Genomic DNA, 22,531 nt, shown 5'->3' with positions numbered 1-22,531 from the left:
TTTAGTACAAAGAATACCGCTTAATCCTTACTAAAAAGACAAAATAAAACATCAGTTAACTAATTACCCATTCGATCTGTTGCTTTAGATCAATGGAGATTTCAGAAAGCTCTTCAATCTCATAATCGATATAAGGGTTGTCAACTGAAGCCTGATGATATTGAATTTTTTTATCACGTTCCTGGTGTAGCCATAAAATCTGCGGTTTAAATAAATGAAGAATTCCCTCTACCCATTTGTCCAGCACTTGCCAATAGGGATCATCTCTCAGGGTAATTTTATAGTGTTTAAGAAGTCGCGCACAATTCTCAGCGCTATACCAAATTTCGGAAGTTACCCAACGATTGACGGTGAATAAGCGTATCGGTTGCCCTAACTGATTCATGGCAATAGCTACCAAATGCGTCATAGGGTTATCAATGTACTTATCCCAGTCTGCTAAAGGTGCAGGCTTGATACCCTTGGGAATATGCTTGTAACGTAAAAAACAATGAAAATGGCCATGCTCGGTACTTTCAAAATTTTCTCTATGGCAATGATAAAAATATTGGGCCCCGGTTTGATGATCGATGCGATCACCTGCAGGATAATGACTCATTCGTTCGAAACGACGTTTCTTTTTTAAGGCATAATGAAGAATGTTCTTGCCCTTATTTGTCGTCATTAACTGTTGCGCTTCTAAAACTTGTTTTGCGTAATTGAGATAAATATTCTTATGCCATTTACTCAGTTGAGGTAAGTTAAAGTCTGAATGGGTAATCATATTTTTTACTTCATGAAAGAAAATAAAAGAAGAGGTAGTAATTAACTACCTCTTTGAAGACTAAAGGATTACGGATTACTCACCAGAGCAACCTTTGCAACCTTTGCAGCCATTGCAACCTTTGCAACCCGCACAGCCATTGCAACCTTTACAACCTTTACAGCCTTTGCAAGTGCTAGTTGGAGCAGAAGTAGTATCATCTGCATAGGCTACAGAAACCACAGGAGCTGCTAATACAGTTAATAAAGCAGCCACAGCCATTGTTGATTTTTTCATAATTTTACTTCCTTGATTGTTAATGATTTTTAACCCATTTAGATATTAGCAAAGAAATGCGGGTTTTGCTTCTTTTTTAAAAAAAAAGTTTGTTCATTTAATAGACGTTAAGCTAGGACAACCCCCCGATGAAAAAGGAATCCTCTCTTAGGATAATTCTTTTTTCGAAACTAATAAAATAAACCTATCCAACATTTTTGCGCTTAGTATCCATTTTAAAAAAATCAAAAAATGTGCGGGAAAAGTTACTGGATATTTAACTTTGGGTTTTTTAGATTCGATTGCATGAATAAATTTATTGATTACTGCATCTGGTTTCAGTGTAAAAACAGAGTCGGATTTCTTTTCCTTAAATGACATCAACATTCCTTCATATTGTTTCGAGAAATAACTGTTTTGCCGGTTAATACGGTCTAGTGAATTATCAACACAATTATCTCGGAAACGGCTTTCTATTGGGCCTGGCTCTATAGTAATGACATCAATGCCTGAGGATTTTAATTCAAGCCTTAAAGTATCGCTAATGCCTTCAACAGCATACTTAGATGCATTATAAGCACCGCGAAAAGGCATACTGATTACGCCCAAGATAGAGCTCAAATTGATAATACGGCCATATCCCTGTTTACGCATAACCGGAATAGCCAGATTCGTCAGTTCAACCAACCCAAAGACATTTGTTTCAAATTGTTCGCGTAATACCTCACGTGAAATGTCCTCTAAAGCCCCTATTTGCCCATATCCTGCGTTATTAATTAAAACGTCTAGGCGTCCATTCGTTTTAGAGAGAACGTCTGAAAATGCATTTTGAATTGAAGCTGAATCAGCAACATCCAGCTGGACAGCCTCTATGCCCATATCTATTAATTTTTGGACATCTTCCTGTTTCCTGCAGGAACCAATAACACGATGCCCCCTTTTCTTTAGGGCAAATACAGCATCAAACCCAATACCACTAGAGCAGCCCGTAATTAAAATTATTTTTTCCTTCATAAAAAACCCTCAAATTCCTCATGCAGCTATTTATAATCTATAATTTTTAATGTAACAACATAAAATGAGGTTGCCATCATGGAAAAAGTAAGCATCCGAAGTTACAAAAAAATCTCGCCTATCCTATTATCATTTGCGCTGCTTATAGGATTTTTTTACAGCAACTTGGTTAAGGCAAGCACAACAACACAACTCCCTGGTCAGCAATTTGCATATTTTGTTGGGTATCATTCCGGCTACTATGGCCCAGCAACATATCATCATCATCGCTATCATCGAGGAGTGTACTGGACTCCTTGGAGGTACATAGGTCACGGTTGCCGCAAAAGCTGTCTCATTGATCGCTGGAGTGGACGTGTGATTCGTTGCAAAACACGTTGCCGTTATTAAATTTTTTAATAACGCAAATGGTTTTTATGCAAAATAATCAATCAATCTTTTGATTACCCCTTTACTCTTTAAAGGGGTAGTTCCAAATTCTTCCTCAGTGGAAGGGGTAAATTCCTCCCTATTGTTTTTATTTTCCTGTGAAAATTGACGTGGATTGGCATCGGAATCTACGTGTACTTCCGATAAATTTAAACCTTGCTCGGCCATCATCAGCTGGAGCCTCGGCAAAGATTGATCAATAATGTCGCGCACGTTTAGGTTATGGGCAACTATATTTACAGAGGCAGAGTTATTTACCACCTTAATATTAATTTCCAATGGACCTAAATCTTCAGGGTTTATTTTAATTACAGCTCTTTTAATGTCTTGATGCCCTAGCCAGATAATCTGCTCGGTAAACTGCTTTGACCACTCAGGGGTATCGACTTTCATCGGAATCGTGAGGCTTTTGTGAGGGATGTCCATGTCAGGGGCTCGGGTTTCAATAGGCACATTAGTTTCGATAGGAACATTAGCTTCCATAGGAACACGCAAAGGTGACTCATTGGGTACTGTATAACTTGTCTCCTGGGTTTTTAGTTCCTCAGAATTTTCGAAGATTGATAGAAATTCAGGTATTTCTTCTTCTTTCTTGGATAATGTTTGGAGGGAGCCAGTTGGAGTTATTTTGTCTTCTACAGAACGTTTCAACGTGCTAAATTGGGATTCAAAAGGCTCTATTGGATTCATTAGTTGCGTATCGCGAATGCCGGAAAGCTGAATTTTTTGGGGATTCTTACTAAGAGATACTGTTACAGGTTCGGATTCTAAAAAAGAAGTTATTATTTGTGGAGTCTCTGGAAGTCCCCCCCACTCCCGTTCTTTTAGTTGAGTCTCCTGAACATCTGTTACAGAATTCTGAGGTGTCTCATCTATCACAAGAGTCTCTACAAAGCTTATTTCATTAAGCGGCATTTGAGCTTCGTTAATCTGTATAGGCGCAGATAAAGGCGTTTCCGATTGCTCTTGATGTTCTGTCCTGCCCATTGGCGCACTTAAATGATGCTCAAGCTCTTGTTTGCCACTTTTTAGTTCATTTTCCTGCGTACAATAGGATGAGTTGATCCAGGAAATAGCGACGTTATTTTCAATCTCGCTAATTGATTGCTCTCCGCTTTTTTCTTGCGAAACTTCTCTGGATTCAGAATTGACGGGTTCCAGGTCGTTCTCTTCCGTAAGTGGGATAGATTTCAAATCGTTGGATCCAGCATTGGCAAAAACTTGTGTTAATAATAAAATAAAAGTATCTGGAGAAGCCTCCTCATCTATGGAGGCTAGAGAGCCCTTCTCTTGATATTGAGTTTTCTCCATCGATTCTGTCAATATATCGCCAGTTACTGGATTGTTTGACGATGAATTCGAAAAAAGATCTCCCAATTCAGCAACATTTAATATAGTATTCAAATCAATCATTCTAGATCCCTAGTTATTTCCATTACTGAAAAGCAATATCCATACCAAATGTTAACTTTATGCTAAAACCATTAAGTTTTAGTTAATATATATTACTTGAATGTAAAGCCAACACATATTCTCTATTTCACTGGTTTCAAGAATGCTAACCTGTGTACACGTAATTTTTGAGAGTGCTGTTATGACTTTTTTTTCTAAAAAACACACACACGATTCTATTTTGAAAATTATCCAAGATGCAAAAAAGTTATTGCTCCCAGTACAAGAGGATAAATCTGCTTTCATGGAGTTATTAACACTTCGATTGAAAGAATTTGAGGACGCACTCGAACAAAATTCTGACCCATATGAAGAACAACGTATATTGGAACAATACCATCGTTTTGTTAAAGCTTTATATTCATGTTTGCATCAACCCAAACAAAAGGACATGTATATAAACAGTTACCAAAATATAAGAACTTATTATCCGGTTGGAATTACAGATATCATTCAAGAGCCTATCCGGCATAAAGTTTCCCTCGCAGCTACAGTAATAGGGATAGGATTTATTTTGGCTTCTATAGCCATTTTTCCTTTTAATCCCTTAATAAGCGCCATCCTATTTCCAATTGGACTTACATTTCTGATACCTGGAGCCATCTCTTTATTAACACCCGGTTCTCTTGATATACCAGCAAAACAAAATGAGGAAAAAATAATTTTTCAAATGGGCGCTAAGTTGATTGAAGATTCTAAATCTTTTGATGAAACTTATGAAAATGATGGGCAACTGAAGATTGCCATGATCTAAAGTTCTGACCTAATTTCATCAGAACTCATGGAATTTTCCTAAAATTGAGATATTATTCAGTTTTTGATTTCAGGAGCTCCTTATGAAAGTAGGTCGTGACAGCTTATCAACAAAATCTCAATTGCATATCGATGGGAAAACCTATCATTATTACAGTCTCAAAGAAGCCGAGCAAAAAAATTTTAAAGGAATAAGCCGTCTTCCATACTCACTTAAAGTTCTTCTCGAAAATTTATTACGTTTTGAGGATGACAGTACCGTTACTACTAAAGATATTCAGGCAATTGCAGACTGGCTTCACAATAAAACATCACAGCATGAAATCGCTTTTCGACCCGCCCGTGTCTTGATGCAAGATTTTACAGGAGTTCCTGCTGTAGTTGATTTGGCAGCAATGCGGGATGCAATCGCTAAGATGGGGGGTAATCCTGACAAGATTTCTCCATTATCACCCGTTGATTTAGTCATTGATCACTCAGTTATGGTTGATAAATTTGGAAGTCCTGATGCTTTAACCGTCAATACTGATATTGAAATGAAGCGAAATAACGAGCGATATGAATTTTTACGCTGGGGACAAAAAGCTTTCGATAATTTTCAGGTAGTTCCTCCTGGAACAGGTATTTGTCATCAAGTAAATCTTGAGTACCTAGGCAAAACGGTATGGAGTAGCAGCGATGACGGTGTCTTATATGCATATCCAGATACTTTAGTAGGTACCGACTCCCATACAACCATGATTAATGGCCTGGGGGTTCTTGGCTGGGGTGTGGGAGGTATTGAGGCTGAAGCAGCAATGTTGGGCCAGCCTGTATCCATGCTCATTCCTGAAGTAATTGGATTTAAATTGTTTGGAAAAATGAAGGAAGGCATCACTGCAACTGATCTGGTGCTTACAGTAACACAGATGCTCCGAAAAAAAGGTGTCGTCGGTAAGTTTGTTGAGTTTTATGGACCTGGGTTAAGTGACCTACCCCTTGCTGATCGCGCTACCATCTCCAATATGGCACCGGAATATGGAGCTACATGCGGATTTTTCCCCGTGGATAAAGAAACTATTCGCTATTTGGAGCTAACTGGCCGTGATAAACATACAATAGCCTTGGTTGAGGCGTATGCTAAAGCACAAGGAATGTGGTATGACAAAGACAGTGAAGACCCTGTTTTTACAGATACATTGGAACTTGATTTAAGCACTATAGTACCCTCATTGGCAGGTCCGAAACGCCCTCAAGACAAGGTAACCTTAAGTACTCTACCTGTTGAATTTGACACTTTCCTTAAAGAAGCCGGAAAAGAACAGGAGAAAAACTCTTCCTTTGCAGTTAAAAACCATGATTTTCAAATGAAACATGGTCATGTAGTCATTGCCGCCATAACCAGCTGTACCAACACCTCGAATCCAAGTGTGCTTATGGCAGCAGGATTAGTGGCTAAAAAAGCGGTTGAAAAAGGATTACAACGCCAGCCCTGGGTTAAATCTTCCCTAGCCCCAGGATCAAAGGTTGTTACCGATTACCTCAAACAGGCTGGTTTACAATCTTATCTTGATCAACTGGGTTTTAACCTGGTAGGTTACGGATGTACAACATGTATTGGTAATTCAGGCCCCTTGCCTGACGCGATTTCTCACTGTGTCAGCGATAATGATTTGGTTGTTTCGGCTGTTTTATCAGGAAATCGTAACTTTGAAGGCCGTGTACATCCTCAAGTGAGAGCAAACTGGTTAGCCTCACCTCCACTGGTAGTGGCTTATGCTCTGTGTGGTACTACTACTATTGATCTGAGCAAAGACCCCATAGGTAGAGACGACAAGGGTAATGATGTATTTTTGAAAGATATTTGGCCTTCCAATGATGAAATTGCTGCTGAAGTATCTAAAGTTACAGGTGGAATGTTCCGTAAAGAATACTCCGAAGTATTTCGCGGTGATGAACATTGGCAAGCGATTAAAACCAGCACTGGAAAAACTTATGAATGGGATGCTCATTCAACCTACATCCAACATCCGCCATTTTTTGAGAATTTACAAGCTAAGCCTGAGGCAATTAAACCAATAGAACATGCTTATATTTTAGCTTTATTTGGTGATTCAATTACAACGGATCATATCTCACCAGCAGGTTCAATCAAAGCCAACTCTCCTGCAGGTTTGTACTTGAAATCTAAAGGAGTTGAAGAAAAAGAATTTAACTCTTACGGTTCTCGTCGGGGTAACCATGAGGTAATGATGCGAGGAACCTTTGCTAACATTCGAATTCGCAATGAAATGACTCCCGGCCAGGAAGGTGGGATTACACGTTACATTCCTTCTGGTGAAGTAATGCCGATTTATGATGCAGCAATGCTTTATCAAAAAGATCATCATGATCTGGTAGTAATTGCAGGTAAAGAATACGGTACAGGGTCGTCAAGAGATTGGGCTGCTAAAGGAACCAACCTACTTGGGGTCAAAGCAGTAATTACTGAAAGTTTTGAACGTATTCATCGCTCTAATCTGATCGGTATGGGTGTTTTACCTTTACAATTTTGTGATGGGATGACACGTAAGACCCTCGAATTAAAGGGGGATGAGCGCATTAGCATTGATGTGTCTGATTCATTAAAACCTGGCTCGATGGTGCCTGTAACTATTGAGCGTGCCGATGGGAAAAAAGAACAGATTAAAGCTTTATGCCGTATCGATACTGCTGATGAATTGGAATACTATAAAAATGGCGGTATTCTGCAGTATGTTCTCAGGAACCTATGTGATTAATATGATGAAAATAAATTCTCAGTTGGGCCTCAAGCCCAACTGCAGTACCAATCTATTTGATCATGATCTAAATGATCCTCATTTGTTTGGGCTAAAAAGTCCCAACCTTTTTTTATTTAAATTTCAAAAATGATAATAGCACTACGCATCCAAAGTGATGGGCGGGTTTGCTTAACCGCGTTTGTTAAGGATTAATCATGAATCAACCTAAAAAGGTTTTAAGTGTTTTTTCATTAGTAATGATTAATGTCATTGCTGTTGATAGCTTACGAACCCTTCCTATTAGTGCAAAGCTTGGTCTTACACTGGTTTCCTATTATGTTGTAGCTGCATTTGCATTTTTTATTCCGGTGTCTTTAGTTGCAGCGGAACTAGCCACCGCTTATCCGGAAACAGGCGGAATTTATGTGTGGGTTCGCGAAGCATTCGGTAAACGCGCAGCTTTTATTACGATATGGCTTCAATGGATTTATAACGTTGTCTGGTATCCAACAATACTTGCTTTTATTGCAGCAACCCTATCGTATCTCATTTCACCAGAGTTGGGGAATAACAAATATTACCTTTTAATTACTGTACTGATTTTATTTTGGGTTTTCACGATACTCAATTGTTTTGGAATGAAAATTTCAAGTATTGTAAGTACCATTGGGGCAACAATAGGTACGATATTTCCAATGCTTTTTATGATTTTTTTAGCAATACTTTGGTGTCTCGAAGGTAAACCTATGATGGTTGGTTATCCCTCCACCTGGTTGCCCGATTTTGATTCCTGGGGTGATGTATCATTATTTGCGGTGGTTTTATTCGGTTTACTCGGGATGGAAATGTCTGCAGTGCATGCCGAAGAGGTTAAAAATCCTCAACGTGATTATCCTAAAGCGTTGTTTTACTCTACCCTTTTGGTCATTTCAACTCTTTCATTGGGCTCTTTAGCTATTGTTGTTGTCGTTCCCAATGAGAGTTTAAGCGTAGTTTCAGGCCTTATTGATGCCTATGCGGTGTTTTTTAAATCCTACAATATGTCCTGGATGACCTCAATTATTGCTGTGTTAATTATCCTGGGCGGCCTTAGCGGTGTTTCAGCATGGATTATTGGTCCGACCAAGGGGTTGATGGTTTCAGCTCGCGATGGTTCCTTACCAGCTAAATTTGCACATGTAAATAAATATGGAGCACCGACAACAATTCTCTTTACCCAGGCCATTATTTTTACGGTATTAAGCTCAGCTTTTATTTTATTGGATTCAATTAATGCAGCTTATTGGATGTTGAGTGATTTATGTGCTCAAATGGCTTTAATGGTATATATCTTCATGTTTGCCGCGGCCATCAAATTAAGATATGCCAGGACGAATCAACCATGTGGTTATACTGTACCAGGTGGTAATTTCTTCATGTGGTTTTTGTGTATTATAGGCATTCTGTGCTGTTTAACAGCAATCGTTATTGGGTTTGTCCCACCAACTCAAATACCTGTTGGTAATGTCGTTGTTTTTGAATCTTTTTTAATTGGGGGTTTATTACTGTTTGTATTAATCCCATGGTTTCTTTCTAAAAAGCATTAAGTAGTCTGAACTTGACTTAAGAGAAAGGACGCCATCATTTTGATTTGTTCAAATGTAGTTTGAGTGCCGCCCTACCGCGGCTTTGTTTTTGAGCACTCAGACTACAAAAGATTATGCAAACATTTCAATAATTGCCTGGTTCCACAGGGTCGGTTGCTCTAAATTGGATAAATGGCCGGTTTCAGGCAAAATAATTAATCTACTGTTTTTGGCAAGGGAATGCATATCCCTACTTTGCTGGGGGGAAATCACTTTATCCATTTCGCCTGAAATAATTAAAATGGGCATAGAAGTCGTTGCGAGTAATGATGTGGATGACTCACGGGTTGCCATGCCACGCAAAGCAGATGCTACAGCTGTTGGTTTTTGCACGCTCAGGATATGATAAAGCAATGCTTTTGTTTCAGAGGAGGCATAAGGAGAAAAGGCTTTTTTCATAAATCCCTCAATCAGGTTATCCGTTCCCTTTTCAAGAACCTCCAATGCTGTTTTTTCCCGGTTTGCTTTAGTTTCTGGACTATCGGCTACAGCTTGAGTGCTTGATAATACCAATCCAAGAGTTTGCTCAGGATATTTAGCTGAAAAAGCAAGAGCAATATATCCTCCCATAGATTCTCCCGCAATGATAGCCTTATCAATCTTTAAATAGTCTAATAACTCTTTTATTTCATGAGCATACTCTGCCATCGGAATTTCATTTCCATCGACGCAGGCTGATTGCCCAAATCCCCAGAGATCCAGAGTGATCACCCGAAAATGTGCTTTAAGTCCCTCTTGCTGAGCCTGCCATAATCGTTGATCCGTTGGGAAAGCATGAATTAATACAAGCGGTTTACCGCTTCCTGTGTCATTGTATGAAATAAACTGATGTGTCTGGGGAAGAGTAATTGTCGTTGCGAACAACATATTATTGAAGAGAAATAAAATAGAGATCACAAAAAAGTGGAAAGCACGAAAAATGTTATTCATTAATTACTCCATTAATTAGCGGGTAACATCCTGTTAGACTGGGAATACAGGAGTTACTTTAATTGCTCACTAAAGTAACATCCTGTAATCAGATTTCATTAATCAGGCAAAGACATTAAACTTGCATTGCCCCCGGCCGCGGTTGTATCGACAGTATAAGTCCGTTCATGACATAGACGGGTCAGATAGTTAGGCCCCCCTGCTTTAGGCCCTGTTCCTGAAAGCCCTTCGCCACCAAAAGGCTGTAAGCCGACAACAGCCCCTATCATATTGCGGTTAACATAACAGTTTCCTGCATGAATATTTTTTCTAATGTATTCCACTGTTTCATTAATGCGACTATGAATACCCAAAGTTAAACCATAACCGGTGGCATTTATTTGCTTAATTACCTTATCCAAATCTTTTCGTTTGAACTGGATCACATGCAATACCGGACCAAACACTTCTTTTTCCAAGGCATTGATGTGATCGATAGCAATCGCTGTGGGTGGCATAAAATATCCAGACTCAAGTGATTCGTCTAACGGGCATTGGTATATTATTTCAAAACGCTTTTTCATATTTTCCACATGATTTTTCAATGTAGTTAAAGCGGTTTTATCTATAACAGGTCCTATATCGGTCACCAGCCAGCGAGGATCGCCTACGACCAACTCAGCCATAGCTCCCTTCAGCAGGGCTACAGTTCTGGGGTAAACCTCCTCCTGCACAAACAAAACACGTAATGCCGAACACCTTTGGCCAGCACTACCGAACGCAGAGTTCACCGCATCCACAACTACTTGTTCCAGTAAGGCAGATGAATCTACAATCATTGCATTCTGACCACCGGTTTCAGCAATCAATGGAATAATTTCTCCGCCACGGGTCGCTAAAGTATGGTTGATGAGATTGGCTGTATCCGTTGAACCTGTAAATAACACCGCTTTAATTCGTTTATCTGCTACTAATGCAGCACCAATTGTCTCACCTGGACCAGGAAGTAATTGGACCGCCCCTACCGGAATCCCTGCTTTATGCATTAATTTGACTGTATAGGTGGCTATTAGTGGAGTTTGTTCTGCAGGCTTTGCAATAACACAATTTCCAGTAGCTAATGCCGCAACCACTTGTCCTGTAAAAATCGCCAGGGGAAAATTCCAGGGGCTAATACAGAGTACGACGCCGCGGGGATGCAAACTGAGTTCATTTAATTCCCCTGTATATCCTGTCAGACGTAAAGGCTCGGATAAAATTTGTTGCGCTTGCATGGAGTAGTAGCGGCAAAAATCAACTGCTTCACGTACTTCTGCAATACAGTCATTCATAGTTTTACCTGCTTCCAGACAGGCTATTGTCATAAGTTCAGCCTGGTTCTCTTCCAATAAATCCGCAAAACGATTAATACAGGCTGCTCTATCCTTGACCGGCATAGCAGACCAATCCGGAAAAGTTTGTGCGGCATTTTTTAAAGCCTGGTCCACATCTTGAAGAGAGGCATTTTGGACGGTGCCAATAATATTTTCCGTCTGTTGGGGAGATTCGAGGCGTTGCTTTTCGCCAATAAGGGTTGTAGTACCTGAAATAACAGGTTCGGCAGACCACTGTTGTAGCTTGATTTGTGCCATTTTTTGCTGCAGGCGAGCGCGCTCTGTGCGATCTGTAAAATCTAATCCTTTAGAGTTTTTTCTACCTGGTTGAAACAAATCTTCCGGTAGAGGAATATTTTGGTTCATTTTATGCAGTAGAGATTTTGCTTTTTCAACAGGATCCTCTACCAGGGTGCTAATAGGTGCATTGTCGTCTACAATACGGTTTACGAATGAAGAATTTGCTCCATTTTCCAATAGCCTGCGTACCAAGTAAGGCAACAGATCTTCATGGCTTCCTACAGGCGCATAAATACGACAAGGAATACCATGACGTTCTGCAGGTACTACTTGTTGATACAATTCATTCCCCATTCCATGCAAACATTGAAATTCAAAATCTCGATAATCACCTGTAATATTTAAAATCATCGCTACTGAATAGGCATTATGAGTAGCAAATTGGGGATAAATCGCATCGGTCATGGTTAATATTTTTTTGGCACATGCCTGGAAAGAAACATCTGTAAACACCTTGCGAGTAAACACGGGATATTCTTTTAAGCCCTGCATCTGTGTTTTCTTGATTTCACTATCCCAATAAGCACCTTTTATCAAACGCACCATAATCCGACGCTGTTTCCTTCTTGCCAGAGCAGCCACCCAATCCAAGACATAGAAAGCTCTTTTTTGATAAGACTGTACTGCCAGACCAAAGCCATTCCACCCATCTAAACTGGCATCATTAAAGACACGTTCCATCACATCAAGTGATAAATCCAAACGCTCTGATTCTTCAGCATCTACTGTAAGAGCAATATCATATTCTTTTGCCAATCGGGCAAGCGCCAATAATTTTGGCGGCAATTCATTCATCACGCGCTCATGCTGACTTTCATTATACCGAGGGTGTAGCGCAGATAGTTTTATAGAAATTCCTGCACGCCTATAAACAGTTGAGTCTTTATCTGCCTGTTTGCCTATAGTTTCGATTGCTTCTTTATATGCTTCAAAATAACGGGATGCATCGATAGATGTAAGTGCCGCCTCACCCAGCATGTCGTAGGAATAACGATATCCCTGGGCTTCTTTCTTTTTTGCCCGGTTTAACGCTTCACCTATTGTTCGTCCCATGACAAACTGTTTACTCATGATTCGCATCGCTTTATCCACAGCTTTTCTTACTACTGCTTCACTGCTGCGATTGACGAGTTTCATTAAAGATTTGGCTAAAGTTGTTTGAGCCTTTTCTGGGGTCAGAATTTTACCCGTGAGCATTAGTGCCCAAGTGGTTGCATTTACAAAAAAAGAATCGCTTTGTCCTATATGAGATTTCCAATCACCACCTGACAATTTGTCTTTGATTAAATTATCAATTGTTGCACTGTCTGGAACGCGTAATAATGCTTCAGCCAAACACATAAGGGCAATACCTTCCTCACTGGATAATGCATATTCAGTTAAAAATGAATCGATACCTGTACTTTTTTTTCGTTCAGCTCGGACCGATTCAACAAATTTTGTTGCGCTGTTCTTAATGTCGATTAATTGTTGTTGGCTTAATGCTGCTTTGTCGCAAAGCTCGGTGATTAACGATAATTCCTCAACACGATATGCATCATTAATTGCAGCTCGTATTCCTTCAGGTAATTGTATGATCTGCTTTTCCAGCATAGCATTCTCCGAAATCAAATATGAAACTATTCTTTTTTCCCATTTCATTCTTGAAGCACATAGGATTAACAAGTCAATGCCGGGTTTAAAAGAGTCTAAAAACTAACAGCCGAGTATAATTTAGCACCATGTAAAATGGAATGCACCATCCCTTATTTTGCTATACAATACCGGATAAATAGCTGTAACCTTTGCAATTATACCTTAATTTTATGTTTTTTAACTGTTGTATATTTAGATTTTTTGATTAAATTTTAATCAATATGAGTGCCGCCCGCACACCTTCATTGATTTGTTTTTATTCTACCTGAGCATAATATATACAACGTTATTTTTTAAACTTAAATAACCCTTTGAATTGAATAATAATTTCCTCTATTGAACAAAGAACGCCCTTCTAATTTTACAATCCTCTCAATTGTTTATATAATCACCATTTTTTTAAAGCACTGTTAGGGCGATTTACATGAAGAAAGGAGCAGTATGAATACTCTATTAACTCTAATCTCAACGGTTATTTTAACCAGTAATATAACTTCCAGCGCACCCTCATTTGCTGCCAGAGCAGAACCTGATATCAATACTACATTACAGCATTTGAGCAGTAAGGCACCACAATTAAACAGGAATGTTTTAAAACTCGCGTTAACTGCATATAAAAATGCAAGCAAAAAAGGAAACGTGAAGAAACCTGTACTTACAGTAATCGATTATTCCTTACCCTCAAACAAGCAACGTATGTGGGTATTTGATCTTCGCAGAGAACGTCTCTTATACAATACTTACGTTGCCCATGGCAAAAACTCTGGTGTGAACAAAGCAAATCGGTTTTCGAATATCCCATCAAGTAAACAATCCAGTTTAGGTACCTACATAACAAAAGATACCTATATAGGCCATAAGGGCTATTCGCTCAATCTACAGGGGCTGGATAAAGGATTTAATGATAATGCCTTAAGCAGACGGGTGGTAATACATGGCGCATGGTACGTTGAACCTGATTTTATCAAACGTGCAGGCCGCGCTGGATTATCATGGGGTTGTCCTGCTATTGCACAAACTCTGGCAAAGCCCGTAATTAACACTATTAAAAATGGCTCTGTAATTTTTGCCTATTTTCCGGATAGAAAATTCTTATCCCGATCAGGTTATCTGGTAGCATAAAATAAAAAAGCCAGGGTTTAAACCCTGGCTTTTCGCAGTCATCCGTATAAGAACTAATAGTTCTTATTATCATCCATAATAAATCAAATCCTTTGATTACAATTCCCTTTGTCTGACTTATATCCATACAAGTCATGATTAAAATGTAGCAATAGAATAGAAGAAGTTCAATATCGCCTAGAAGCTGTATCCTGTAGTTTTGAATGGTGGCCCCATCATTTGTTTTTTTTATTTTTTTATTATTATCAATTGGTTACAAAATCTTATGAGAGTTGATGCTGAAATAATTGGCTATTATCTTGAGTCCAATTGAGAAATTTCTTACATGAAATCGAGCAATTAAAATCATCTTTTCTGCCATTCCTCATGGTTACCCCTAAAATAATTTAAGATAATAGTCATGTTTGCATACAATTGCTTGATTATGTCGAAAGATGTGGTAGTTTATTCTGCATCTAAATCATCCTTTAGAGTCATATCATGGACAAGCAACCGTTAACAACCGTTAAAAAAGATAAATTACAAGTTATAGATTGGCTTATTGAACACTTTCCAAATGCTTTTTTCAAAAAAGGAAATCAGATTAAACCTCTGAAAATAGGTATATTTGATGATATTATCGACTTCTACGAGCGCCTTGAGTCTCCACCATTCAGCAAAAAATCTTTACGGGAAGCATTAAGTTACTATAGTGCCTCACCTGCTTATTTAAATTGTCAGAAAGAAAATGCTGCACGAGTTGATATTTACGGGAATGAAGTGGATGTAGTCACTCAAGAACAAGCTAAATATGCCCATCAACGTTATGTAGAACGCTATAACAAAAAACAAAATGCAGAAAAAGGCACTGCAAGTTTAAATAAAGCATAGCGGAGGTATCTTTCCGCTATGCCTTCACCTGCTAAAATCCAAGTTGGCTTAAATCGTTCTGTATGGTTCCCATTTTATTTGATAGCTTAAGTTAACTGCAAAGCCATTAAATAATTCACCTTGATATCTGATTCTAATGATGCTTTACGTAAAAAAGGATTATAATCCATTCCTTTTAAATCAACTAAACTAAAATTCCAGGGCCTCGCCATGGCAAACAATTCGCTTGGCTTTATAAATTTTTTATAATCATGTGTTTGTTTCGGTAACAAATTCAAAATGTATTCTGCAACAATAATTGCAGTAGCATAGGCTTTAATAGTTCTATTAATCGTCGATACAAATAAAAAACCTTGGGGCTTGAGCAAGCGACTGCAATGTTCAAAAACCAATTCTGGGTTTTCTACGTGTTCCAACATTTCCATGCACGTAATTACATCAAAGCGATTGTCGTTATATGCTTCTACTGACGTGGATAAATAGTCAATCTTATAATTGTTATTTTTCGCATGCTCATGAGCCACAGCAATTGCCTCAGGGGCAGCATCTATACCGGTAACGTGTGCTCCCGAGCGTGCCATAGCCTCACACAAGATCCCTCCTCCACATCCAACATCCAGGACTTTTAAATCCTTCAAATCCACATGGTTTTTTACAAAATCAAGGCGTGTTTGGTTGATATCGTGGAGAGTTTTTAATGGCCCCTCGGTATCCCACCATAAGTCGGCGTGCTGGGCAAATTTATTAACTTCTTGGGGATTAATAGTAGTTTCGGAATGGCTCATAGTTTTAATAAATCCAGTGGCTTAAAAAAATCGATAACTCGCTGATTGGTAATAAAACTTACATTATAAGGATGCTCTGCAATAAGTCCCACAGGTAAGTTACTTTGTGCAACAGTTTCTGCAATCTTGCCTAACAAAATCAGTTGAATTGCAGGTTTAACCACAGCCAATTGACTTAGAAGGCTTTGTATAAAAGGTTTCCATTGCCGGGCATGATAAGGAACTTTGCCTTCACTATATACCAGACACGCATTCAGCAACAAAATTCCCTTCTTCATCATCCCTTCGAATAATTGTTGTGCTGTTTGCACTAAAGCATTTTTATTCAGTTGTGCTATCTGGGCTTGCGATGTGTCCGAGTTCAATTCCCCACATGCGACAAGCAACATTTTTATCCAATTACGTAAAGAAGTTGCTCTATTAACTGTTTTACTTAAGCCGTTATCACTCCATAAGCTACTGACCGAATGATCCCAGAAAGCATATCCATTGGCCGATTCCTTACGGGGATAAGGTGACTCACCCAATAAAATATATTGGGTTTTATCTAGGGGTAAACTGAAAGCTGCGAATAACTTTTCTTTTCCCGGTAACCAATTTTCATCATAAATTAATTGATGCAAATAATCCTGATCCATTGTTTCTAGTGCTTTTATAAGAATTCCTTTCCAATCTGAATGACAATTATTCAACAATGATTGAGTTTCTAATTTTATGCCCGGTGAAGAGCACTCCAACGACGCTTCCACTCTGCCTCCTACGTTTAATGACTATAATTACAGATTCAAGGAGTCTTTTTGATTACTCGAAAATAAAAAATACTGGAAGTAATTACTTCTATAATCGTAGCTGTTCTCTCATTTTACTTCAATTAAAACCTGGATTTGAACTCAAAATATTACCCTAACCTCGGATGCAAATTGAAAAATCTTAACCTAAACCGACATTCAAACTGAAATATAAGCCATTCACTCCTTTTCGTTGAACAATAACCTTTACACCTGCATTTGAAGTGAATTGAATCTAACATCCGGAATTCAATTACAAATATCAGATCAAGATTACACTATAATCCCTTCGCCTACGTGCCGCGAGGTGCTCACAACCCCGTAGGATACTCAACCGCACCACTCCTAATCGAGCTGTGATCTCATGGAAATCCACTTTAACCTGCAGCCCCCAACATAGGTTTTTTTTTCCAATTTGAGTAATCCACAACATCAATAGGGTCTGATTTTACACAACTTGTGCGTAACAAATTTTTACTTGCTTATTAGTTCTTTGTGGTTAAAAATAGAATTTACAGGGAGATTCTTAAACACAGGGAGCGGTGTATGTCTATTAAAGAACAAGAACTAGAAACACTTATTAAGAATGATGCTCATCCAAATCCAAATAAAGTAATCATTGAAAAAGCCTTGGCCCAGATGAGTTTTTCTGATGCAGCAAAACAACTACTATTAAATCCAGGTTCCTCGCAGGAAAACTTAGACAGCTTGCAAAGCATTGCTTTAACCCAAGAGCATTTGGCTCAAGTAAAAAAAAGCCTTGGGGCAATTGTTGACAGTTTACACGATAATCCGAGCCTTATTTCACGGGCAGCAGCTTTTTGGGGTGAGTTGCCTCTGTGGCAAAGAATTGTTGGCGGAGTTGCCATCTCAGGCCCTACACTGATTATTGGTGCCGCAGCTCATATTGGCTTTTTGATCACAATCAGTGGCGTAAGCGCTTTAGCGTACACTACGAGCGGTATTGTTCTGGATGATCATCATTATCATACAAAAAGTATTGCCCAAAAACTAAAGGAAGGAATTTTTGGAGTAGCTGAAATTCTTGAGTTAACAATTGGTGCATTAGACACAATTCGTAAAAAACTAGCCATTGAAATTGATAAATTTAAAGAAGAGAATGAAAAACTCGCTCATAATATAACTCGCTTGAATGAAGAAGTTGAAACACTGAGTGCCCAAGTAGAGGTTTATGTGGAAACAGAAAAATTACTGCGTAAATCCAAGGAGGATCTTGAAAAAACAGCTTCATCTCTCAAGCTCGATCTGGAAAAACAAAGTGAACAATACGAGATCAACCAGAAAGAACTTGAGAAAATCCGGGGGGAACACTCCAGAAGTTTATTACTTTTATCACAAAAAACAGCGGAGTTGGCAGAAGTAAGAAAATCAATGGGTACTGAAATAGAAAGAGCAAAAATGATTGCGTCCACCCTGGAAGGTACAGTAAAAACTCTATCATCTGCAGCGATTGACGATGGCACTCAAAGGCAAGCTTTTCAGGATAAATTAAACTCTTTTCTAGCAGATAAAGCATCTAATTTTGATTTGATTGCCGAACGGATGAATAAGGCAGAATCGGAACTGGCTTTGGTTAAATCTGAATTAAATAAAAGTACAGAACGGTTTAAAAAATTATTAGAATTACAGGAAATGCAACTTAAACGTCTTCAAGGACTAGATCGGCGTGTCGATGCCAGTGTTCATCCAGAAATGCATTCTAAAAATGAGGAACAAATAAAAGCTGAGGGACTGCTGAGTAAATTCAGTTTTATGGCTTTGCCTCAAATATGGCCGATAAATAACACACCACAATCCTCGAAACCAAATGCTCCAGTGACTTCTCTACCATAAACAATCAGCTCTCCAAGGGAATTAACTTGGAGAGCCATCCCTTTTCTATAAAACCACTCATTGTGAAGGCCTTTAATTTCAGCTATTCTGTATTTTTAACTTTAAGTTAAAAGCCGTGAGTAAATTCTCCAATAAGCTGATAAATATAATAAAAAACAATCAGGAACTGATGGTAAAACAACTTCATCAGTTTTGTGAGATTAATTCAGGAACAGCCAATTTAGAGGGATTAGCGCAAATGGCTAATCTCTTGCAAACGGTTTATCACCCGATAGCGGATACATTTCAAGTAAAATCATTTCAGCAACTACCTGTTATGGATATATCTGGGAAAATGGAATTACTCACTTGCGGAAACGCTCTATTTATTAGAAAGCGACCTCATTTGAAACGTCGGGTTTTACTCTGCGGACATATGGATACCGTTTACAGCGCCGACAGTCCTTTCCAAAAACTATCATACATTGATGAGAATTGCATTAATGGACCCGGAGTTGCTGATATGAAGGGGGGACTTATAGTCATGTTGCATGCTTTATCTGCTTTTGAACAAGATAAGTGCGCAGCTGAACTGGGTTGGGATGTTTTAATCAATGCGGATGAGGAAATTGGCTCCCCGGCATCCAGCTCATTGCTTGATGAGCTAGCGACGCAATATCAAGCTGCATTGGTCTATGAACCTGCAATGACCCCCACAGGCACCTTGGCAAAAAATCGCAAAGGAAGTGGAAAGTTAACACTTATTGCTACTGGAAAGGCTGCACATGCAGGCCGCTCCTTCTCAGAAGGCCGAAATGCAATTTGCTATCTAGCTGAAGCAATAGGTGCTGTGCATGCGCTCAATGGAAAGCGTGAGGGAGTCACTATTAATGTGGGCAAAATTGCAGGGGGTGAAGCACTTAACGTAGTTCCCGACAAAGCTGTTGCGCAACTTGACATTCGCATTAGCCTCCCTGAAGATGAACATTGGGTACGAAGCGAAATAAATAAAATTATTGGTCAATTAACGCGCGATGGATTCTCTCTAAATATATATGGTGTTTTTGGTAGACCTGTAAAGCGTGTAAATTCAGGTACAGAACGCTTGTTTTATCGTATTCAACAAATAGGACACGAGCTTGGATTAACATTAGATTGGAAAGATAGTGGTGGCTGTTGTGATGGGAATAATTTGGCCCAATATGGTTTACCAGTTATGGACACACTCGGAGTTAGGGGCGGTAACATACACAGTACAGATGAGTATATATTACTTGATAGTCTATCTGAACGTGCCATACTCAGCACCCTGCTCCTTCTTGACCTGGCTCAAGGGGGCTTAGAGGATTTAAAACATGATGCTATTTCGTAGTGCACGTGACACTGATTTGGATGCTATTCATTATTTGGCCGAGGAAAGTGGTGTTGGAATAACCACTCTTTCCAAAGATAAAGAAGTTTTGGCAAAACGACTGCACTGGTCTACTAATTCATATAAAAAAAATATTAATAAACCCCATAATGAATACTATTTGTTTGTTTTAGAAAATCATAAAAACAATAAAATAGTAGGAGTTTCCGGAATTGAATCATGCACGGGACATGAAGCCCCTTTTTATTCTTACAAAATATCAAAACGCACTCGAATTTGCCGATCATTAAATATAAGAAGCGACTATGAGGTTCTAAGTCTGGTAAATGATAACCAGGGGCGCAGTGAAATTTGTACTCTTTTTTTGGATCCCAATTATAGAAAAAATAAAAATGGCTTATTACTTTCAAAAGCCCGTTTTTTATTTATGGCACAACATTCGGAACGTTTTGCCTCGACTGTAATTGCAGAAATGCGCGGCATTTCTGATGCAAATGGGATATCCCCATTTTGGGAAAATGTAGGGAGACATTTTTTCCATATGTCTTTTGCTGAAGCAGACCGGCTTACCCTGGCAACTGATAAACAATTTATAGCAGATTTGATGCCCCGAAATCCTTTATACATTAAATTGTTGTCACCTGAAGCCCAGGCTGTAATCGGCCAGTCTCATCCTTCTACAGAAGCAGCGATGAAAATCCTGTTAAAAGAAGGATTTCGTTATAATAAATATATAGATATTTTTGATGCGGGTCCGACACTGGAGGTACCCCGTTTAAAAATTAAAACTATAGAGCACAGTCGGGTTGTAACCATTAAAAATATCAGTGATGAAGTCAGTAGCTCCAATTATCTGTTAGCCAATACGTTATTGGATTTTAAAGCAACTATTAATAGTGCGCTGATCAACACCGAAAAAAATACATGCATTATCAGTAAAAAAACTGCCGAACTCATGCAAGTTAAATGTGGAAATCAACTGCGAGTCGCTCCTTTATTATTTGACGCGGGGGAGATTGATGATTAAAACCTCTATATTCAATGGGAAAGGCCAATATATTAATGGTCAATGGGTAAAAGGACAGGGGACTATTCTGGAGTCAATCAATCCTGGATATGGAACAGTATTTTGGCAAGGGACATCTGCCACAGAGCAGGAAGTTGCAGAGGCATATCATGCGGCACAACACGCTCTTTTTCCCTGGTCTACCCTTGATTTTCAAAGCCGCGCGAATTACACCCAAAAATTTGCCCAACTAATTGAAAAAAAACGTCATGAATTAGCGAACCTGATTGCTTTGGAAACGGGTAAACCTTTATGGGAAGCTCATACAGAAGTGAACGCAGTGATTGGAAAAATTAATTTGTCCATTCAAGCATATCATGAGCGTACCGAAGCAAAAGTTACCCAGACGGCTGAGGCAAATGCCTGTCTGCGTTTTAAACCTCACGGAGTGGTAGTTGTCCTGGGAGCATTTAACTTCCCAGCTCATTTAAGTAATGGCCATATAATTCCTGCCCTTTTAGCTGGAAACACGATCCTTTATAAACCCAGCGAGCATACTCCCGCGGTAGCTGAATTCGTTATGCAGTGTTGGCATGAGAGTGGTTTACCACCTGGAGTAATCAATTGTTTACAAGGTGATGTGACCTGTGGAAAGGCTTTACTTTCGCAAGAAATACAGGGTGTCTATTTTACAGGAAGTTATGCCACGGGATTACGAATTCATCAGCAGTTTAGTAATAAACCCGAGGTTATCCTGGCGCTTGAAATGGGAGGAAATAATCCTCTAATCATTGATGAGGTGATTGATCTGGATGCCGCAGTTTATAACACCCTGCTTTCTACATTAATTACTGCAGGCCAACGTTGCACTTGTGCGAGGCGGATTATTATTCCTGACTCTTCCCAAGGTGATGAATTTCTAAACCGCTTTATCAACTTATGCTCTTCAATAAAAATTGGACCCTTTGATCAAGTTCCGGAGCCATTTATGGGGCCAGTAATTAGCCATGAGCAAGCCCTTAAACACATTCATAGCCAACAGAAAATTATTGATGCAGGTGGTAGTCCCTTAATGTCTATGAAATTACTTATCGATGATACAGGTTTATTGTCACCTGGGATTATTGACATGACTCACTTTGTGAATCCACCAGACGAAGAAGTTTTCGCTCCTTTAGTGCAAATATATCGCTACTCAGATTTTGAGCAAGCAATCACATTGGCTAATCAAACCCGCTACGGTTTGGTAGCGGGTTTGTTTAGTGATAACGAGCAACACTATCGCCAATTTTATCAACATACCCGAGCTGGCCTTATTAATTGGAACAGACCCACTACAGGTGCAGCCAGCAGTCTTCCTTTCGGAGGAGTTGGGTTAAGTGGAAACCACAGACCGAGCGCTTATTTTGCTGCGGATTATTGTGCTTATCCCGTGGCTAGTATGGAGCAGCCTCTCTTACGAATGCCTGAAAAAATGTTACCAGGGATACATGTGTAATTTAAGAG

At 39.1% G+C, this 22,531-nt stretch carries 17 protein-coding genes; 9 read left to right on the top strand and 8 right to left on the bottom strand.

Annotation, left to right across the window (positions count from 1 at the left end):
* Positions 1 to 55: 55 nt before the first annotated feature.
* The 4 genes from KYQ_RS04525 to KYQ_RS04510 form a co-directional block, all read right to left on the bottom strand.
* A complete protein-coding gene (locus KYQ_RS04525) occupies positions 56 to 763 on the bottom strand; it encodes a DUF6969 family protein (protein ID WP_010653756.1) in 708 nt (235 codons plus the stop codon).
* A 75-nt stretch (positions 764 to 838) separates the two neighbouring features.
* Entirely contained in the window at positions 839 to 1,039 is a 201-nt protein-coding gene (locus tag KYQ_RS19440) for a hypothetical protein (protein WP_010653757.1), read from the bottom strand.
* Between the two features lie 147 nt (positions 1,040 to 1,186).
* Positions 1,187 to 2,032: an SDR family NAD(P)-dependent oxidoreductase gene (locus KYQ_RS04515; protein ID WP_010653758.1), complete on the bottom strand. Its 846-nt coding sequence runs from the start codon at positions 2,030 to 2,032 to the stop codon at positions 1,187 to 1,189.
* 414 nt (positions 2,033 to 2,446) lie between these two features.
* Positions 2,447 to 3,874 (bottom strand): flagellar hook-length control protein FliK, encoded by a 1,428-nt coding sequence (locus KYQ_RS04510; RefSeq protein ID WP_010653759.1) that lies wholly within the window; start codon positions 3,872 to 3,874, stop codon positions 2,447 to 2,449.
* 181 nt (positions 3,875 to 4,055) lie between these two features.
* Between KYQ_RS04510 and KYQ_RS04505 the strand changes: the two genes are divergently transcribed.
* The 3 genes from KYQ_RS04505 to KYQ_RS04490 all read left to right on the top strand — a co-directional run bounded on the left by KYQ_RS04505 (position 4,056) and on the right by KYQ_RS04490 (position 8,993).
* Positions 4,056 to 4,667: a lpg1689 family Dot/Icm T4SS effector gene (locus KYQ_RS04505; RefSeq protein ID WP_010653760.1), complete on the top strand. Its 612-nt coding sequence runs from the start codon at positions 4,056 to 4,058 to the stop codon at positions 4,665 to 4,667.
* Positions 4,668 to 4,749: 82 nt separating this feature from the next.
* Positions 4,750 to 7,425: an aconitate hydratase AcnA gene (gene acnA, locus KYQ_RS04500; RefSeq protein ID WP_010653761.1), complete on the top strand. Its 2,676-nt coding sequence runs from the start codon at positions 4,750 to 4,752 to the stop codon at positions 7,423 to 7,425.
* A gap of 197 nt (positions 7,426 to 7,622) precedes the next feature.
* Positions 7,623 to 8,993: an APC family permease gene (locus tag KYQ_RS04490; RefSeq protein WP_010653762.1), complete on the top strand. Its 1,371-nt coding sequence runs from the start codon at positions 7,623 to 7,625 to the stop codon at positions 8,991 to 8,993.
* 111 nt (positions 8,994 to 9,104) lie between these two features.
* On the opposite strand, the gene KYQ_RS04485 is transcribed toward KYQ_RS04490, so the two are convergent.
* Positions 9,105 to 9,962 (bottom strand): alpha/beta fold hydrolase, encoded by an 858-nt coding sequence (locus KYQ_RS04485; protein ID WP_010653763.1) that lies wholly within the window; start codon positions 9,960 to 9,962, stop codon positions 9,105 to 9,107.
* A 98-nt stretch (positions 9,963 to 10,060) separates the two neighbouring features.
* On the bottom strand, positions 10,061 to 13,207 hold the full coding sequence (putA, locus tag KYQ_RS04480; RefSeq protein ID WP_029488990.1) for a bifunctional proline dehydrogenase/L-glutamate gamma-semialdehyde dehydrogenase PutA: 3,147 nt from the start codon (positions 13,205 to 13,207) through the stop codon (positions 10,061 to 10,063).
* A gap of 483 nt (positions 13,208 to 13,690) precedes the next feature.
* Here putA and KYQ_RS04475 point away from each other — a divergent pair, with 483 nt between their 5' ends.
* Complete coding sequence (locus tag KYQ_RS04475; RefSeq protein ID WP_010653765.1) at positions 13,691 to 14,371, top strand: murein L,D-transpeptidase catalytic domain family protein; 681 nt, start codon at positions 13,691 to 13,693, stop codon at positions 14,369 to 14,371.
* Positions 14,372 to 14,851: 480 nt separating this feature from the next.
* Positions 14,852 to 15,241, top strand: coding sequence for a ProQ/FINO family protein (locus KYQ_RS04470; RefSeq protein ID WP_010653766.1), 390 nt, complete (start codon positions 14,852 to 14,854; stop codon positions 15,239 to 15,241).
* Positions 15,242 to 15,327: 86 nt separating this feature from the next.
* On the opposite strand, the gene ubiG is transcribed toward KYQ_RS04470, so the two are convergent.
* Entirely contained in the window at positions 15,328 to 16,026 is a 699-nt protein-coding gene (gene ubiG, locus KYQ_RS04465) for a bifunctional 2-polyprenyl-6-hydroxyphenol methylase/3-demethylubiquinol 3-O-methyltransferase UbiG (RefSeq protein ID WP_010653767.1), read from the bottom strand.
* Positions 16,023 to 16,775, bottom strand: a complete 753-nt coding sequence (locus KYQ_RS04460) for a uracil-DNA glycosylase family protein (protein ID WP_019349689.1) — start codon at positions 16,773 to 16,775, stop codon at positions 16,023 to 16,025. The genes ubiG and KYQ_RS04460 overlap by 4 nt, the downstream gene beginning before the upstream one ends.
* 585 nt (positions 16,776 to 17,360) lie before the next feature.
* Between KYQ_RS04460 and KYQ_RS04455 the strand changes: the two genes are divergently transcribed.
* From KYQ_RS04455 to astD, 4 genes are all read left to right on the top strand, one after another.
* On the top strand, positions 17,361 to 18,668 hold the full coding sequence (locus KYQ_RS04455; RefSeq protein WP_010653769.1) for a LegC2/C7 family Dot/Icm T4SS effector: 1,308 nt from the start codon (positions 17,361 to 17,363) through the stop codon (positions 18,666 to 18,668).
* Between the two features lie 169 nt (positions 18,669 to 18,837).
* Positions 18,838 to 20,019 carry a hydrolase gene (locus tag KYQ_RS04450; protein ID WP_019349688.1) on the top strand — a complete coding sequence of 394 codons (1,182 nt, stop codon included), beginning with the start codon at positions 18,838 to 18,840 and terminating at the stop codon, positions 20,017 to 20,019.
* A complete protein-coding gene (locus KYQ_RS04445; protein WP_019349687.1) occupies positions 20,003 to 21,046 on the top strand; it encodes an arginine N-succinyltransferase in 1,044 nt (347 codons plus the stop codon). The genes KYQ_RS04450 and KYQ_RS04445 overlap by 17 nt, the downstream gene beginning before the upstream one ends.
* A complete protein-coding gene (astD, locus tag KYQ_RS04440) occupies positions 21,039 to 22,523 on the top strand; it encodes a succinylglutamate-semialdehyde dehydrogenase (RefSeq protein WP_019349686.1) in 1,485 nt (494 codons plus the stop codon). Before KYQ_RS04445 ends, astD begins: the two co-directional genes overlap by 8 nt.
* The last annotated feature ends 8 nt before the right edge of the window (positions 22,524 to 22,531 follow it).

Source organism: Fluoribacter dumoffii NY 23, assembly GCF_000236165.1.
Lineage (GTDB): Bacteria > Pseudomonadota > Gammaproteobacteria > Legionellales > Legionellaceae > Legionella > Legionella dumoffii.
The sequence above is the reverse complement of the archived record's forward strand: the minus strand, read 5'-3'. Positions and strand labels throughout refer to the sequence as shown.